At 35.4% G+C, this 17,342-nt stretch carries 21 protein-coding genes; 3 read left to right on the plus strand and 18 right to left on the minus strand.

The genetic code is table 11. The features are described 5' to 3' along the window. On the plus strand, positions 1-129 hold a 129-nt coding region (locus tag B5X47_RS14115; protein ID WP_143215826.1), incomplete at its 5' end, for an IS3 family transposase. 152 nt (positions 130-281) lie between these two features. Here B5X47_RS14115 and B5X47_RS12640 read toward each other — a convergent pair. The 10 genes from B5X47_RS12640 to B5X47_RS12685 form a co-directional block, all read right to left on the minus strand. Next, positions 282-761 carry a Csac_0668 family 2Fe-2S cluster-binding (seleno)protein gene (locus tag B5X47_RS12640; RefSeq protein ID WP_079590567.1) on the minus strand — a complete coding sequence of 160 codons (480 nt, stop codon included), beginning with the start codon at positions 759-761 and terminating at the stop codon, positions 282-284. 151 nt (positions 762-912) lie between these two features. Next, entirely contained in the window at positions 913-2,439 is a 1,527-nt protein-coding gene (cls, locus tag B5X47_RS12645) for a cardiolipin synthase (protein ID WP_079590569.1), read from the minus strand. Between the two features lie 28 nt (positions 2,440-2,467). Further along, complete coding sequence (locus tag B5X47_RS12650) at positions 2,468-3,355, minus strand: DegV family protein (RefSeq protein WP_079590638.1); 888 nt, start codon at positions 3,353-3,355, stop codon at positions 2,468-2,470. Positions 3,356-3,446: 91 nt separating this feature from the next. Next, the gene (locus B5X47_RS12655; RefSeq protein ID WP_143215827.1) at positions 3,447-3,647 is read right to left on the minus strand and encodes a hypothetical protein; all 201 of its coding nucleotides are present in this window, start codon (positions 3,645-3,647) and stop codon (positions 3,447-3,449) included. 32 nt (positions 3,648-3,679) lie between these two features. Further along, positions 3,680-4,189: a signal peptidase II gene (lspA, locus tag B5X47_RS12660; RefSeq protein ID WP_278278450.1), complete on the minus strand. Its 510-nt coding sequence runs from the start codon at positions 4,187-4,189 to the stop codon at positions 3,680-3,682. Between the two features lie 53 nt (positions 4,190-4,242). Further along, positions 4,243-5,631 (minus strand): phenylacetate--CoA ligase family protein, encoded by a 1,389-nt coding sequence (locus B5X47_RS12665; RefSeq protein ID WP_079590573.1) that lies wholly within the window; start codon positions 5,629-5,631, stop codon positions 4,243-4,245. A gap of 243 nt (positions 5,632-5,874) precedes the next feature. Beyond that, positions 5,875-8,469 carry a heavy metal translocating P-type ATPase gene (locus B5X47_RS12670; RefSeq protein WP_079590575.1) on the minus strand — a complete coding sequence of 865 codons (2,595 nt, stop codon included), beginning with the start codon at positions 8,467-8,469 and terminating at the stop codon, positions 5,875-5,877. A gap of 14 nt (positions 8,470-8,483) precedes the next feature. Beyond that, a complete protein-coding gene (locus B5X47_RS12675) occupies positions 8,484-8,858 on the minus strand; it encodes an ArsR/SmtB family transcription factor (protein ID WP_079590577.1) in 375 nt (124 codons plus the stop codon). Positions 8,859-9,074: 216 nt separating this feature from the next. Continuing rightward, positions 9,075-10,379, minus strand: coding sequence for a recombinase family protein (locus B5X47_RS12680; RefSeq protein ID WP_456297813.1), 1,305 nt, complete (start codon positions 10,377-10,379; stop codon positions 9,075-9,077). Continuing rightward, entirely contained in the window at positions 10,376-10,678 is a 303-nt protein-coding gene (locus tag B5X47_RS12685; RefSeq protein ID WP_079590579.1) for a hypothetical protein, read from the minus strand. The genes B5X47_RS12680 and B5X47_RS12685 overlap by 4 nt, the downstream gene beginning before the upstream one ends. A 182-nt stretch (positions 10,679-10,860) precedes the next feature. Here B5X47_RS12685 and B5X47_RS12690 point away from each other — a divergent pair, with 182 nt between their 5' ends. Both B5X47_RS12690 and B5X47_RS12695 read left to right on the plus strand, forming a co-directional pair. Continuing rightward, positions 10,861-11,268: a helix-turn-helix transcriptional regulator gene (locus tag B5X47_RS12690; protein ID WP_242951059.1), complete on the plus strand. Its 408-nt coding sequence runs from the start codon at positions 10,861-10,863 to the stop codon at positions 11,266-11,268. A 39-nt stretch (positions 11,269-11,307) separates the two neighbouring features. After that, positions 11,308-11,814, plus strand: coding sequence for an ImmA/IrrE family metallo-endopeptidase (locus B5X47_RS12695; RefSeq protein WP_079590581.1), 507 nt, complete (start codon positions 11,308-11,310; stop codon positions 11,812-11,814). Positions 11,815-11,866: 52 nt separating this feature from the next. On the opposite strand, the gene B5X47_RS13830 is transcribed toward B5X47_RS12695, so the two are convergent. The 8 genes from B5X47_RS13830 to B5X47_RS12730 all read right to left on the minus strand — a co-directional run bounded on the left by B5X47_RS13830 (position 11,867) and on the right by B5X47_RS12730 (position 17,237). Then, complete coding sequence (locus tag B5X47_RS13830; RefSeq protein WP_159446481.1) at positions 11,867-12,013, minus strand: LDCC motif putative metal-binding protein; 147 nt, start codon at positions 12,011-12,013, stop codon at positions 11,867-11,869. A gap of 45 nt (positions 12,014-12,058) precedes the next feature. After that, complete coding sequence (locus B5X47_RS12700) at positions 12,059-13,333, minus strand: urease accessory protein UreH domain-containing protein (protein ID WP_079590583.1); 1,275 nt, start codon at positions 13,331-13,333, stop codon at positions 12,059-12,061. Then, complete coding sequence (locus tag B5X47_RS12705) at positions 13,333-13,842, minus strand: DUF2318 domain-containing protein (protein ID WP_079590584.1); 510 nt, start codon at positions 13,840-13,842, stop codon at positions 13,333-13,335. The genes B5X47_RS12700 and B5X47_RS12705 overlap by 1 nt, the downstream gene beginning before the upstream one ends. Positions 13,843-13,913: 71 nt before the next feature. Then, positions 13,914-15,296 carry a sensor histidine kinase gene (locus tag B5X47_RS12710; protein WP_079590585.1) on the minus strand — a complete coding sequence of 461 codons (1,383 nt, stop codon included), beginning with the start codon at positions 15,294-15,296 and terminating at the stop codon, positions 13,914-13,916. Further along, entirely contained in the window at positions 15,296-15,979 is a 684-nt protein-coding gene (locus B5X47_RS12715; protein ID WP_079590586.1) for a response regulator transcription factor, read from the minus strand. Before B5X47_RS12715 ends, B5X47_RS12710 begins: the two co-directional genes overlap by 1 nt. Before the next feature lie 35 nt (positions 15,980-16,014). Next, positions 16,015-16,779, minus strand: coding sequence for a hypothetical protein (locus tag B5X47_RS12720; RefSeq protein ID WP_079590587.1), 765 nt, complete (start codon positions 16,777-16,779; stop codon positions 16,015-16,017). A 6-nt stretch (positions 16,780-16,785) separates the two neighbouring features. Next, positions 16,786-17,028: an SHOCT domain-containing protein gene (locus tag B5X47_RS12725; RefSeq protein WP_079590588.1), complete on the minus strand. Its 243-nt coding sequence runs from the start codon at positions 17,026-17,028 to the stop codon at positions 16,786-16,788. 29 nt (positions 17,029-17,057) lie between these two features. After that, positions 17,058-17,237: an SHOCT domain-containing protein gene (locus tag B5X47_RS12730; protein WP_079590590.1), complete on the minus strand. Its 180-nt coding sequence runs from the start codon at positions 17,235-17,237 to the stop codon at positions 17,058-17,060. Positions 17,238-17,342: the final 105 nt, after the last annotated feature.

A 17,342-nucleotide genomic window follows, 5' to 3' on the forward strand; every position in this document is an offset into this window, starting at 1 on the left:
AATAAATTTAATACTGAAGATCAATTAGATGAAGCTGTAAATAGATATGTACATGTTTGGTACAACCACATTAGACCTCATTCATATAATGGTGGATTAACACCTTTCGAGGCGCGAAATTTGGCTTAAAAAACCGTACTTAGTGTTACAAAAAAGCTTGACCATTACAGCTCGAGTGGACAGCATTGATGTCATTAGCCCCTTACGTTCGCGGGAACTTATCAATGGCTTTTTTGCTGTTTTTCTGAAAATCGACGTTCAAGGGAACATATCGACTTGAATCATTTCATTTTTAAGCCTTTATTTATAGCTTCCTGAATAATCTTATGGCAACAAACACCAAGCGGGTTATTCTCTTTGCAGTTGGAATTTTCCATAGCACCAGTTATAGCATTCACTTCTTGTACTGTTTTCGCACCATGCTTAACTACAGCTTCGATTACCTGTCCTTCTGTAACTTTGCTGCAATAGCATGCATACTTTGGATTTGCATCCTTCTTAAACCATATAGGAACTATAACCTGGTCTTTCAAGAATTTTATTCCATTATCAACATTATAATAGACAACATTACAACTTTCATTCATGCAGATCTTATATCGATCGCCTGCGACAACATTGAGGTAATCGTCTGACACTAAGTGTTCAACTGTTACTTTACTTACAGAAATCCCTTCATTATTGCAGACAGGGCAATTGTCCTTATTTTGATTTAACTTTTGTGTATTGCATTCACAGCAACATTCATTAATAGTGTTCATATTATTAACATCCACTCTACATTATAGTGTCTTTATTAAACTTGGTAAACCATTTAATACTTCTGCCAATAGTCATTATCGCCTTACATGTCTGAAGACAATAGTACAAAAATAAAATCCCAAATTCCTGCTTTCATACTTAATGAAATCATTACATTAGTGGTGCAAAAATTCGTAGTATTTTCTGAATAAGCTCTGTGAATAAATTGTACTCACAGTCTATCATTGTGATTTCCTGACAAACTTCCAGAGTATCAAGATAATCTTTTTTGATTTCAATAACAGAATGATTGTCATAAAGCAATACACCACATTCAAAATGGAGGTAGAGACTTCTAAAATCTAAATTCGTAGTCCCGACCGTTGCCACCTTGTCATCGGAAACAAAAGTTTTAGAATGTACAAACCCTTTTGAATATTCATAAATCTTAACTCCAACAAGAATAAGCTCTCTGTAATATGAGCGTGTTACCATATGCACAAACCATTTATCCCAATGATGTGGTGTAACAATTCTGACATCTACACCGCTTTTTGCTGCCAGCTTTAATGCGGATACCACTGTATCATCAAGAATAAGATAAGGAGTATTTATATACACATACTTTTTTGAATTATTTATAATATTTAAATAAATATTTTCACCCACGTTTTCGCTATCAATAGGGTTGTCCGCATATGGTTGTACATATCCATCAGACAAAATTTGGGTTTGCTGCGGACGGTATTTATTGTAGTTTTCGATTGTATTTTTGCATAGACTCCACATCTGTAAAAACATCAATGTAAAACTCCAAGCTGCATCACCACGGATCATGATGGAAGCATCCTTCCAATGTCCATGCTTATCAACTGCATTTATATATTCATCTGCCAAATTGATGCCTCCTGTAAATGCCGTTTTCCCATCAATAACTGCTATTTTGCGGTGATCACGGTAATTCTGAATGGTGGCAATTATTGGGTGAACCGCATTAAAAACTACACAGTGAATTCCCATACTCTCCAAAGTTTTTTGATAATTTTTTGGCAATAAAAGAAAGCACCCAATATCATCATATATTACACGAATATCAATGCCTTGTTTTGCCTTTTTTTGTAGAATTTCAAGAATCGAATTCCACATTAAACCTTCTTGAATAATAAAATATTCGAGAAAAATGTAATGTTCTGCTTTTTTCAACTCTTCGATTAATCTTTTAAACATGAGTTCTCCAGGTGTTAAGTATTCAGTTTGTGTATTTTGATAAACAGGGAAGCCGGCATATCCTTGTAAGTATTTTACCAGTGGAAGAATTTCCGCATTTTCCTCGGCGATTATAGGCAAGATATTTTCCTTAGGGGCAAACAAAGACTGACTTTCAAACTTTATTTTAGCTATTACTCTACTCACTTTTGCAGTAGGGAACTGCAAATTGAACAAAAGATAGAGTAAGCCGCCAAACACTGGAAATAAAAGTATTAGAATTGTCCAAGTTAATTTATAAGAAGATTTATCATCTTTGCTGATAATATATAAAACAACACAATAGCTCGTTATTATTAAAATTAAGTTAATCAGATCTATTTTTTTGCTGTAACCAGAAATCACAAAAACCAAAATACTTATCTGAAGCGCAATCAATAAAATCACCATAACACGATGCCAAGATAATACCTTCATCCGCCTATGGCTCATTTGATTCACCTCCTCACCTATAATGAAATCAATCTACTCGCTTATCTCCAAAAAAGAAAAGTGCTACAGTACCAGGGCCAGTATGTGCACCTATTACAGTGCCAACACTATTAATCAAAACGCGACCATTGAGATTCGTAAATTTCCCCTCTATTAAATCAGCAACCTTGCGTGCATCGTCATAACATGCTGAATTGGATATAAAACACTTGCCAGAATAGTCTACACCATTCTTTGCATGCGTTTCCATTTGATGAACCATTTCTTTTATCACATGTTTTTTCCCGCGGACTTTCATGCGAGGAACGAGTTTCCCATCATGACTCATATTCATTAATGGGCATATGTTAAGCAAATTTCCAACAGTTGCAACTGTTGGTGATATACGTCCTCCACGTTTATAATGTGTTAGATCAGTTGAAAAAAACCAATGGTGTACATTATGCTTGTTTTCTTCTAAACACGCATATACATCTTCAACTGTTGTACCAATGTCTCGCATATCTGCCGCCATGTCTATAAGTAATCCATAACCTGATGATGCACCTAACGAATCTACTAATAAAATTTTTCTATTCGGATATTTTAATAAAAGTTCATCCTTTGCAATGCAAGCCGAATTATAAGTACCTGACAAACCCGTAGAAAATGAAACATGTAAAATATCTTTACCCTCTTTTAAATATGATTCAAAAAAATCTATAAACTGCCCAACGTTTACCTGTGAAGTAATAGGCATTGATCCTTCCGAAATTCTAGCATAAAATTCTTCAAATGACATTGTTCTTCCTAAATCATCAGGATATTCTATTCCATCAATATTGTAATGAAAACAAACAAATGGTATATTCCTTTTTTCAAAATAATCATATGGCATATCTGCTGTAGAACAACAAGTTAAAACATAATCAGACATATTTAATCCCCCTATGTATTGTTTTATAATAGCCTTGTGCATAACCAAGGCCTTGATAGAAATAGCCATAGCGTACCCCATTCATTCCCAGTTAATTTGCAATTTCACGGGCGGTTAATCCATTTTGCTGACCGAAGGGTATCAAATCAATCTTAATGTAATCAATCTCGAAATAACTTATATATTTATCTATTACTCCTAGTAATAGATCTAGATTTGTACAACGATGTAATATCTCCAATCTCGGAGACATATCCATGGCATTTTTTGAACTAAGGGTAGGTGGGAACATATCAACAGCCAATATCGCCAATATTAATCTATCTACCCCTTAATTAATGAAACCTTAGTGTCTTTCAGCATATAGTATGAAAGTAAAATAGCACCAGTAACAACAAATACATCAGCCATATTAAAAATCGGATAATTTATAAGAGTAAAATCCAACATATCTACCACATAGTTAAGTCTTAACCTGTCTACTAAATTACCCATAGCCCCACCTATTATCAAGGAAAGTGATACTTTTAATAAAGTTTGGCCTGATTTCCTTACTTTTACAAAATAGCATCCAAGTAAGGTAATAATCAATGCGGTTACTATAATAAGCAGCATCTGCTTTCCACTAAAGATACTAAATGCAGCTCCCCTATTTTCTGCATAGGTCAAATGAAAAACTTGATTAATAAGAGGATACGAATTAATTGGTTTTATGTATAAAACAGTTAAATATTTACTAAACTGATCAATTATTAGTATAAGAACGATTGAAAGTATATAAAACATTTTTCCCTCCTGAAAGTAATTTTTTGATTTAAGCTCTGACCTAATCACACTAAAGTTTTTTGTATAGATGAGCTTTTATCCTTTTCTAATACCGTTGTCTATCATTTTTCCTTAAAAGGTATTATCAGCCTATATTTCCCCGTTTTAGGGTCGTTCGGTATATCATCTACAACATTTATTTCATATCCTACAAAGTCTATCAATTTCTTCTTTTTCAATATTTCATCCATCCTGATTCTGATTCTTGATGTTATGGAATCCTTGTCTCCACGAATTACTACATTTAACCTCAAATTATTCTTGTCAACTTGAACAACTTGAAACTTTTCCAGACCACCTACGATAAACTCTACAAAAACTACTGGATGGATAAACTCAATATTTCCTTCTGGGTCCTTAAAAATGAGAAACTCTTCTTCACGTCCTGCTATTTTACTAAAAAGAGGGAATGCCCATCCGCAGGGACATTGCTTTTCCTCAATCATTATTTCATCGTCCATCCTGTAGCGAATTAGCGGCTGCGTATAGTTATAAAGGTTTGTGACGATTAGATTTCCCAATTCTCCGTGTTCTGTCGGCTCCCCATTTTGCTTTACGACTTCAAAAATGTGCCAATCATTAAACATATGGAATCCTTCATTTAAATCGCACTGTGCAGCCATCCCGATAGATTCCGTGGCTGCATAGAAATTTATCGGCCTAACACCGAATGCCTTATATATAACCTCAACCATGCTGTCTGTAAGATGATCTGCAGAACATAAAATTCTTTCTGGTCTGATTTTTAAGTTGCCTTTTAACTGTTCAAGCGCGAAAAGATACACTCCAGAAGAATATCCGCTAAGGCTATCCGGCATGAATAGATTCAGATCAGTAATTGATTCCTGAATTGGCCTGTTTATGTCTACCGGAAGAAAATCAAATAATAGCCTCGGTGCATCCTTTGCAAGGCTTATGCCTGCAAAATGTCCATCTATCGCACCAATAAACGCATGTTTTGTCTTTCTAAAAATATGGAGTTTGTTTTTAGATACTCTGGTAAACACTAAAGCCTTCAGTATGGACCAATCGTTGGGGCCATAGACAAAAAAGCCTATTCTCCCTGAAGAACCAGAAGTATGAATCACCTCACATATGCCTTTGTATTTTCTGCCCATCATGTCAGGGTCATTGATAAACTTTTCTATTTCATCCTTTTTTATATTTTTGTCACAAACTAACTGGTTGAAATTCTCCATCATAATTTTTTTATCTATTATAGGTAAATCCTCTATAGCTAGCTGATCTATCCTTTCGATGTTAATGCCATATTCTTGATAGTAATTTTTATAAAATTCAGAATATCTAACAACATGTTTTAGTAATTTTATAAATCGCTTGCGCTGTAAAGATTTTAGCTGTTCCAGATTCATGGCTTCGGATTTTTTCATCTGATGAATATGAATCATTGTATTTATTAAAGATAATTTGTATTTATCATATACGTTCATAAATATCCTTCCTATCACCACGAAAATTTGTTCAATTTAAATGAAAGATTTTACTCAAAAGACTGAACTTCTTCTTTAATATTTGTTCGCCTACAACTTATACATATAAATAAACAATTACTACAGAGTAAATGTTGCTCTTAGCCTTTCAATAAACCATAAATAATAAAAAATATTACAGCACAAGGAATGCAGAATAATATAACCTGCATCCCTTGACTTTCGAGCTCTCTTAAATGCTTTTTAGATACTTTTAGTGTTCATAACTCTCATAGCATTTAAAATTGCAATGATCGCAACTCCCATGTCTGCAAACACTGCTTCCCACATTGTTGCCTCGCCTGACGCGCCAAGTACAAGGAATATTGCCTTAACGCCTAACGCAAGGATAATATTCTGCATGACAATGTTCCTTGTTCTTTTAGCAACTTTAATTGCTGTAACAATCTTGGATGGTTCATCTGTCATAATAACAATATCAGCGGCTTCAATGGCCGCGTCCGAGCCTAATCCTCCCATAGCCATACCAATATCTGCCCTTGCAAGCACAGGTGCATCGTTTATTCCGTCGCCAACAAATACAACCTTACCCCTTTTTGATTTGTTAGCATCTAAGAATTCTATCTTTTCTACCTTGTCTGCTGGCAGCAATTCCGAATAAACCTCATCCAGCCCTAACTGTTTTCCAATCTTTTCTCCAACGGCTTTCATATCACCGGTTAGCATAACGATCTTCCCAATACCAAGTGCTTTTAATCCTTTAATTGCCTCTGCCGAGTCTTCCTTGACCTCATCTGAGATTACGATATTACCCGCATATTTTTTATTTATTGCAATGTGTACCACGGTGCCAATTGTTTCTATTTCTTGATATTTAATATTTTCACTAACCATTAATTTGGCGTTACCGGCAAGAACCTCTTTATCGGCAAGCTTAACACTTAAACCATGACCTGCGATTTCTTTATAATCATCTATTTTACTGAAATCAATCTCTTTCTTATAAACCTTCAAGATGGATAACGCAATCGGATGGCTTGAATGACTTTCAGCATATGCTGCATATTCAATCAATTCATCGTCTGTATAATCAATTTGAGCATTGACTTCTACAACCTCAAAAACCCCTTTGGTTAATGTACCCGTCTTATCAAATACAACCATTTCTACATTGTTCAAAGCCTCTAGATAATTACTGCCTTTTACAAGAATACCCCTCTTCGAAGCTCCGCCAATACCACCGAAGAATCCTAACGGTATTGAAATTACTAAAGCACAAGGGCAGGATACAACCAGAAACACCAGAGCTCTATAAATCCATTCTGAAAATGTGGCTCCTGGCACTACTAATGGTGGTATAATCGCCAATGCCAACGCTCCAAATACAACAACCGGAGTATAGTAACGGGCAAATTTTGTTATAAATTGTTCTGTAGGAGCTTTTCTACTACTTGCGTTTTGTACCAAATCCAAAATTTTTGATACTGTAGATTCACCAAAATCCTTTGTAACTTCAACCGTTAATACACCATTCTTGTTAATGAATCCACTTAAAGCATCGCTGCCAGGTACCAGTTCGCGGGGAATAGATTCACCGGTTAATGCTGCTGTATCTACCATTGATGTTCCATCTAGGACTTTTCCGTCGAGTGGAACTTTTTCTCCTGGTTTTACAACGATGATATCTCCGATGTTAACTTCTTCCGGTGACACTTTTTTAATTTCATCACCAATTTTAAGATTTGCATAGTCAGGTCGTATATCCATCAATGCACTGATCGATTTTCTGGAATTACCCACGGCCAGATCTTGGAACAATTCACCAACTAGATAGAACATCATAACTGCAACACCTTCTGGATATTCGCCAATGAAGAATGCGCCAATGGTCGCTACGCTCATAAGAAAATGTTCACTGAATACCTGACCTCTTGCAATTCCCTTGATTGCTTTTAATACAACGGGTCCACCTACTATAATGTAACTGATTAAAAACAAGGTTAGTTCCAGCCAATTCTGGAAATTAAATATCATGCCTACTGCAAATATTGCTCCGCCGATTATCAGCCTTGCTATTTCTTTTTTATTGTTATCTTCATCGTCATCATCATTTTCTTTTGTATTAGCCTTGGATGTATTCCCCTCAAAAACAACTTTAACATCTGGCTCTATTTTCTTTACTATACCTTCTATTGTTTCATTTAGTGAAGAAATATTGATGCCTGTATTAGTTTCCAACGTAAGTTTCTTTGATACAAAATCAACTGATGCAAATTTTACGTCTTCTAACTTACTCACTTCTGTCTCGATTTTTGCTGCGCAATTTGCGCATCCAAGTCCTTCAAGCATTATTGTTGTATTGTTACCCTTATTTTTATCGGTATCAATTATTTTAACATCCGGTTCAAGTTTATTTATGATGGCTGTTACTTCTCCAAGAATTTTACCAAATTCCTTTTTATTGACTGCTTCAATTGTCAGCTTCTTAGATACAAAATCAACAGTCGCACTATTTACCCCCTCAAGGCTTTGCGTTTGAGCTTCTATCTTTGCAGCACAATTCGCACATCCAAGCCCTTCAAGTATTAATACTTTTTTATTGCTCTTGTTAACAGTTTTTTCTATCACTACAACATCAGGTTCGTGCTTGTGCACTATGGTTTCAACTTTCTGTAATGTATTCTTATACTCTTTCTCTGATTCAGTTTCTAAAGTCAATGTCTTGTTCATGAAATTCATGTAAGCTTTGACTCCATTTATTTTATTAACCTCATCTTCAATTTTAGCTGCACAATTCGCGCAATCTAAGCCTTCTAAAATTACTTCCTTCTTTAACATTCCTTACTCCTCCTTTACTTTCTTCCTTCTGAAATATGAATTAATCCCTGATCAAATATTTGCTTTACGTGTTCATCTTCAAGTGAGTAGAATACAATCTTTCCCTCTCTTCTGCTTTTTACCAATTCAGCCTGTTTTAAGACTCTTAGTTGATGTGAAATTGCTGATTGGGTCATATTTAATAAGAATGAAATATCGCAAACGCACATCTCAGCTTCACCTAAAGCCGAAAGAATCTTAATCCTTGTTGAATCACCTAGGACCTTAAATAAGTCAGCAAGATCATATAGAGTTACTTCTTGAAGCATTTTTTCTCGAACTTGATTAACAGTATCCTCATGTATAACATCACAGTCGCATCTTTCAGCTGGTTGTATTTTTATTGCCATATTATCTCCTCCGATATTATTCAACTGAACACTTGAACAGCCTTTCATATGTATATTTATATTTTAACGCCGAGGTAATAAGATGTCAATAGATACTTGAATAATCATTCAAGTGAACAAGCAATTTATTGTCATTCTATACTTGTTGAGGTTTTTAACGATTAAAACACCGCCAGCTGAAGAATACCTTTCCTCGGCTGGCGGTCACCATATATTTTATTGTTCAATATCTATTTCAACGCTGGACTTGAACTCTACTGTAACCTTGTTATCGAAGATCGTTATCTTCTTTATAAGCCTTCTGACCAGCTGCTCATCGTATTCAATCAGCTCACCAGTCTGCTCTTTAAGGAACTCGGCCATTTCTTCAATACGCTGTCTCTTGCCTTGGCGCTCAGCATTTTGCACTTGGGTATTTTGCTTTAAATCCCGCAATCGGTAAATCTCATCAGCTACGTTGTTATAGTCAGCCTTGGAATTTGCTAGATTTAAAAGTTCTTTTTGTAACTCTTCCAGCTTCTCATCAAAATCATCGGTGGCTTTGTCGTCTTCTTCATTGAGCACAGTAGAAATGTTCACTTGCAAAGTTTCAAGGAAGGTATTCTTACTACCAAGCGCCTCGTTAATTGCTTTGATAACTGCATTTTGGAGAGTTTCTTCATTTACCGTTGGTGAACAGCAATCCGAGCCTTTCTCCTCAAGGCGGCTAACACATCGCCAGACTATGGACCTGCATCCTCGATTGTTCCAATGCACCCTCCTGTAGATCTCTCCACATTCACCGCAATAAACAATGCTTGATAACGCATATCTGCTGCTATAGACTCTTTTCTTGCCATTCTTCCCAGTATAGAGATTTGCGCGTCGTACTAGCTCTTCCTGCACCTGCATGAAAATTTCACGCGGGATTATAGGCTCGTGGCTGTTCTCGACATAATATTGCGGAACAATGCCATTGTTGACCACACGCTTCTTTGATAGAAAGTCGACGGTATAGGTCTTCTGCAGCAGGGCGTCCCCGATATACTTCTCATTTTGCAAAATTTTCTTGAGTGTCTCCGGTCTCCACTTCGCTTTATTTGCCGCCGTTAGAATTCCGTCAGCTTCCAAACCTCGTGCTATTTGCAGAAGACTTGCACCCTCAATATATTCGCGGTAGATGCGTTTCACCACTTCAGCTTCTTCCTGGACAATAACCAGCCGCTTATTCTCTTTGGTATAGCCTAAGAACCGATTATGATTGATTTGAACCTCTCCTTGCTGATAGCGATACTGAATGCCAAGCTTTACGTTCTGGCTGAGCGATTGGCTTTCCTGTTGGGCCAGGGATGCCATAATCGTTAGCATAACCTCTCCCTTGGAGTCCATAGTATTGATATTCTCTTTCTCGAAAAAAACAGGAATATTCTTGTCTTTGAGCTGTCTAATGAATTTCAAACAATCCAGGGTGTTTCGAGCAAAACGGCTGATGGATTTGGTAATAATCATGTCGATTTTACCTTTCATGCTGTCCTCAATCATGCGGTTGAACTCATCACGCTTCTTTGTATTGGTTTGTAATGGTCAAGCTGTTCATGCAGCAGCTTCGCTTTCAAATCCGAACCAAACTCTGTAATGACATCCAATACCATAATTGAAGAATTGCCATATATTTCTTTACACTCACGAACAATATTCGTATAGCTATTGTTCATGCCCCATAAGACGTCTGAGTATATATCAAGAAGCAAATGAGCATCATGATATACCTTTTCATCAAACTCATCATAAACCTTGAAAGAGTTCATTAATCTCTCAAGTCCGTTCGTTGTCTTTCCCATTTAAACCTCACCTCTTTTACTGATTTCTCTGCTGTTTTTGTTGACTTACTGCAATATTTTATGCTATTATTTTATGCGAACACACGTTCTGTTTGTTCATTATACATGAACCATTTGTTCATGTCAATATTTATGATATTTTACAAAATTTATAACTCATGTTTTTAGAAGAGGTGTGTACTATGACTATGACATTAGGAAGTAAAGTTAAGCTTCTACGTAGCGAACGTAACATGACCCAACCTGATCTTGCTACTGAATTAGGTGTTACCGTTCGTACTGTTGCTTATTATGAAAATGATGAAAGGCAGCCCAAGAAGGATATAATTATGAAACTCTGCGAATTATTTGGTGTTTCTACTGATTATCTATTATCCGATAACGATGCGTTCTTAATAGAAGCAAAAGAAAAGTATGGATATCGAGGTAAAAAAAAAGCTGAATCGTTTATTAACGATACAGCTCTACTCTTTGCCGGTGGAGAATTGAGTGAAGATGACCAAGATAAGGTCTTCAAAGCAATCACCGAAATATATTGGTTGTCGAAGGAAAAAAACAAAAAATATACTCCGAAAAAATATCGAGACTAAGAAAAGTAATTTCTTTGAAACTCTGCAAGGGGGAATTATTTGAACAATTACATTATAGAACGCTCAACAAGACTTGTTAAAAAATATGCGACTAGAGACCCTTTTGAAATCGCCGGTAATATGAATATCAATATTCTGTTTATGGACCTTGGCAACCTGAAAGGCTTTTATAAGAGAGATGGGCATAACCGGTTTATTGTCATCAATGAAGGCATTTCTGAACCATTACAGAAAATAGTATGTGCCCACGAATTAGGACATGATCAGCTTCACAGGCATCTTTCAAAAAATTATGCGCTTCAAGAGTTTGCCATTTATGATATGACATGTAAACCGGAATATGAGGCAAATGTGTTCGCCTCATCATTATTGCTGTCTGACGAAGATATACTTTCTCTATTTAGGCAAGATTACAACTTCTATGAAACCGCAAAGTTTCTGGCAACTGATCCGAATTTATTAGCAATTAAACTTATGACTATGACTAATTCAAATAACTTCAAGTATATTCTACCTCAAGATTTAAAAAGCGATTTTTTAAAATAAACAGCAGCAAATCATTAAAGCTAATGATTTGCTGCTGTCATTTTGTTTATTATTAACTTTTATTTTCGCGTTTTGTAGTATTTTCTGTCACCGATTTAAGCTCACAGCAATTTAATCCGCCTTCTCCATAAGTACTCTTATTTTGATCAGCTAATGTTTCAAGAAATTTTTTCCATTTGCGTTTTATTTTATTCAACATCGTCATTCCACCTTTCTTCACTGGTCCACTCAATAATTTTGAGAGTTACTCAACAACTTCAATATAACTGGTTATCATACCCATCCAACAAGTATATGCAATCTTACCTTTCTCAGTAGGGGTAAAGTTTATAACATTTTCACCGGGATATAGGGTCTGCTCTATCCCCAAAGAGGGTATTGCTAGTGGATTATTACAACCATTCATATTCTCTACATCAGCGTTGATAATCAGTTTTACCGGAATACCAACTTGAACTTGTATTGGCTCATATTCATTTGCCTGTAAATCAAAACTCACCTCTTGAAGATCATTTGTAACCAGTGTTGCTATTGTCACTGACCCGTCTGATTGGAATGGTATAATCACACCTGCAAGAGCTGCACCTCTCGAAAACATCGCAAGTCCTAATATAAAAATAAGTAGACCGCTAAACTTCATGATATGCTTCGAGAAGCGATGTTCCAACAATGAGCTGATAAACCCCAGGGCAAACATTAATGGAAACGTACCGATGCTAAAATAGAACATTGATAATGCTCCGCTAATAACACTTCCTGTACCCAGTGCATAGAGTTGCATGGATTGCAACGGTCCACATGGCATAAACCCATTAGCCACTCCAACGAAATAAGGCCCTTTTGATGAGAGTTTCAGTAGTGGTTTCTTTATGAAATCAGATAACCTAAAAGTCGGTAAGTTAAGCTGAAAAATCTTGAGCATTTTAACAGCCATTAGGATCATAGCAACACTTACAGCAATGGTGACATAGCCTCGTATCTGACCGGAAAAGCTTAATACTGATCCTAGCCCTCCAACAATGCCACCCAGGATTGTATAAGAGGTCACTCTGCCCAAATTGTAAAGTAAACTTGGATATGATGGTTTCAGATGCTTATATCTATTACATTGAGTGATATTAATACCGCCACACATTGCAATACAGTGTACAGATGTTAGAAGACCAACAATAAATAGTGCACCATAATCCATGTTTTGTCGGATATTTGGTAAAAAATCGAATTTCAGACTATTACCATATCTTAGTATCATATAAGTCAAGATCACCATAGATAAAAGCGTAATGGCTAACTTGAGTTTACGAAACGAATCTTTTTCAACCACCGAATATCCGATAGCTTTCAATCTAGCGTCAATTAAAGAATCGTCTAAAGTTCGTTCATGCACTATAATTACATGATTCTTTGACGCATTTGCTTGCACCGATTGTATCGAATCCAGTTTTTCAAGTTCCATTTTTATCTTTTTTTCACAGTGACCACAGGTCATCCCCTGAACAAAGATCTTTGTTTCCATCATTATCTTTTCCAATTTGCAAAAAGAGGCTCAAATGCAGCAAGTGATTCTGCGTTAATTGCAATTTGATCATCATTTTCAGTCTTCATATCATCTAGAATCGGAACTGGATTACATCCACCTTTGATTTTTTCGATCTGATCAATTGTAAATTGATTACCACAATTATTGCATATAAGGACATCACCTAGTTGCTCATAATAGCCTCTGCCGGATGAATAACATACCTGGCAGGTATTCAGTGCCGTCCTAACTGTATCGTCATTAGCCCTAACTGCAATAATCTCCATATAAGTTCCGTTTGATTCATAAGGGTAAAATGAAGCTGTTTTTGTGATATCTTCTTTGTTGATGATGAGTTCACCACCGGATGACACTTCAACAGCTTCAGGTGTATTTGTTCCACCTGTGGTAAACGTTAAAATTGCAAGTACTAGCACTGCCAGAATACTTCCTGATATAATGAATATAGTTTTCTTGTTCATTTTAGTATTTTTTGAGGCTGCTTTCATGTTTTCTCCTTCAAAATTCGATTAATTTATTTTAATACACATTATTTTTAGAATGTTTTAATTTTCATATCTTATTTCTTGAGGATTTCTTGAGGTAATTCAATAGAAAATGTCGTTCCCACATCGAGTTGCGATTGAAGCATTACTTTACCTTTAATGCTTTCAATATTCTCTTTTACTATATAAAGTCCCAGTCCATTTCCCTGAATATTTGAAGTAATACTACTTCTATAATACGCATCAAACACTTTATCAGCTTCATGATGTGCTATACCGATTCCCGTGTCTTGAATTTTTATAATCAGCATTCCGTTTGATAATATATAACTAATCCGAACAATCCCTCCTTCACCTGTGTACTTATAAGCATTGGTTACTATATTATAAATGGATTGACTTAGCTTATATTTATCTGTTTTCATCCATATCTTTTCATCAGATAATAATTCTAATTGTATTTGTTTCTTTTTAAACTGAGCCATCAGTCCCTGTTGAATCTGCCTCAATAAGGGATATAGTTCAAAACGCTCAATCTTAAGTTCATCTATATCAGAACCGGCGTCTATCATCGAACTCATATTGGAAATAATGGATTTTATATCCTTGATCTGATTCTGACAAACATTCAATTCATTGGTATTAGCCTCAATTATACCGTCTTCTATTGCTTCCAAATGTGTTTGGAGAATTGTCAACGGCGTCCTCGTTTGATGCACCAGTTGATCAATTAATGATTTTCTAGTGGTTTGTTTCATCCTTAAACGTGCATGTAATTCCATGAGACTTTCCCTGATACCATTAACTTCTTTTATACCACTAGGAAAAAGTTTAACCTCTTTCCCCAGCTGAATATCACTAGCCAATTTTTCTGTTTCTTTTAGTGATTTGCTCATTTTCCTGCTAATTATCATACCAATTATTACCGCTGCTATGATAGCTATACCAATGGCAAACATACTATTAATTAATAAAGCAGACTTGAAACGTCTTGCTATAAACGAATTTTCTGCCAGGCTATGAATCGTTATGTTTATAATTCCTAATGTTTGATTATCCGATGATATTTCAATTTGCCGTGTTTCCTGAGATGAAAGATCCATGACTTGGTCCATCATCCATCCTCCCATCATATTATTCATCATCGATGAAGTCATATAATTTTCACCACCAACATCAATAATCAATTGACCGGATGGATCATATAGTTTTATTTCGATAATGGGGTCATTGATATGAGATTCCAATTCTATCGCCATCTGACTGTATGAAATTTCTTCTGATGATAATGCCTTAGTTGTGTAGTCAGTAAGCTGACCGACGTGAAGTTCATAACTTTCGTTAAGATAATCTGAAAAATAGCGGTCTGTTAGGAAAGTTAATATAATTGTATTTGCGGAAATAGCAGTTACAGAAACAACAATAAGAATCAAAAGCCATATTTTTCTCAGAGACATTAACGATCACCTCCATCAAACACATAGCCCTGCCCATACTTTGTTTTCAAATATTGAGGGTTTTTCGGATCAGTTTCAATCTTTTGCCGAATGCGTTTGATATAACTGTCAATATTTCGATCAAAACCATCATAACCAACACCAAAAGCTAACTCAATCAACTGTTCTCTAGATAAAATCTGATTAATATTTCTAATCAAAGCATACAGTAACTTAAATTCAGTGGAAGTTAAATCTATGGTCTCTTTCTGCTTAGTCAATTTCATGGATGATGTGTACAATCTAAAATCACCACAAGTAAGGATGATTTCATCTCCGATATTGTATATTCTTTTCATAAAGACTTTTACTCGTTCCACTAATTCTCTTGGGCTAAATGGCTTAACTACATAATCATCAGCACCCTCTTTGAAACCTTTTAACCTATCCGCTTCTTCTTGCTTCGCCGTCAGCATAATAACAGGTACTTCTGATATTTCACGTATTCTCTGTAAAACTTCAAATCCATCAATTCCTGGCATCATAATATCTAAAATAACAAGATGGAACGAATGTTTCGAAAACGTTTCAAGTGCTTCCAATCCATTTTCTGCCAGAAAACATTCAAAGTCGTTTTTTTGAAGATATTTTATAACGATTGAGCTGATTTCTGATTCGTCTTCTACAACTAAAATTTTATACATTCGTTCCACCTTCTTTTCATAATTTATAAATTTTCTTATTCATGTCCTTCAATGATGTCTACTAATTCACCATGCCAATCATGATACCATACAGTTCCGGTAAATCCATTAACACTTAGCATACCAACCGTTTCACCACTCTTGTTTACATGAAAAGTATAATATCCATAAAAGTCATGATATTCATCTCCAACTGATAATTCAGAGCCATTGTCTGCTAAATACTCCACAGCATTATTATACGCTTCTTCATATGTTAAATCATTTTGATCTGAGAAATCATTACTATAATATTCATCATCTTCATCATAATAATATCCCATCATACCACGGCCCATATAACCCGATTGGTGCATTCCGTATTTCAGATTCCACATCATATTCGGACCGTATTCAGGAAAGATTGCTTTTGTATAAGGATTAACGAGTAGTTCCATCGCACCTTTTCCGGTGTCTTTTTCAATAATTGAATAATAGTATTCACTATCTGCAAAAACGAAGATGTCACTGACAACAAGTTCTGTATCATAACCAGATATATATTGCTCAACTGCGTCCGTCAACTCATCAACCGGATAAACATCTTCATTTGTTGATGTCCCAGTATTGCGATAATAGCCCGACATCATAGATCCCATTTCAAAATATCCGTTATTAATAAAGTCTGTGTTTTCATTGTATCCATTGATTCGATTATTAACCGTACTGTTTGTATCATCCTGCGCAAATACATAACCACCAACACCTGCGGTGATAAATATTATACCTAATACCAATATCCATACACTTTTATTCTTCATATTCTACTACTTCCTTTCTATAACACTTTTTCTCTTCAGATATTCTTCTTCTGACAAGTCACCATTCACAAACATCCGTTTTAATGCATCCAGTGAACCATCCGATTCGTGTTTTCTTCTTCTCATTGATATAATTCCAATAACGGCGATAACCAATCCAATCAAAATCAAATAATACCAAACACTAAAATTACTTCCAAAACCAAAAGAACAAAAACCATCATTAAACCAATTATAACCTCGCATCATATGCTTTCACCTTACTTTCATTCATCATTTTATTTGATTGTTTCTTTCATTTGAAGATATGTTTTCTCATCTATTTCACCCTTTACAAATCGTTCCTTAAGTTGTTCCTCTGGTGATTTGCTTCCTGGAAAGTTTACTTTTCCATTATCCTTACTAAAAAAAAGATAATAAATCAATACACCAATTACTACGAACCATATAATCATCATAACTTTGACCTCCTTATGATCAATATCTATATCCTTTGTATATACCTATTATCTAATACCAATATGACGCAATTATGACTATTACACTTTATTTTCTAGTTTATG

This window comes from Acetoanaerobium noterae, from assembly GCF_900168025.1.
GTDB lineage: Bacteria > Bacillota > Clostridia > Peptostreptococcales > Filifactoraceae > Acetoanaerobium > Acetoanaerobium noterae.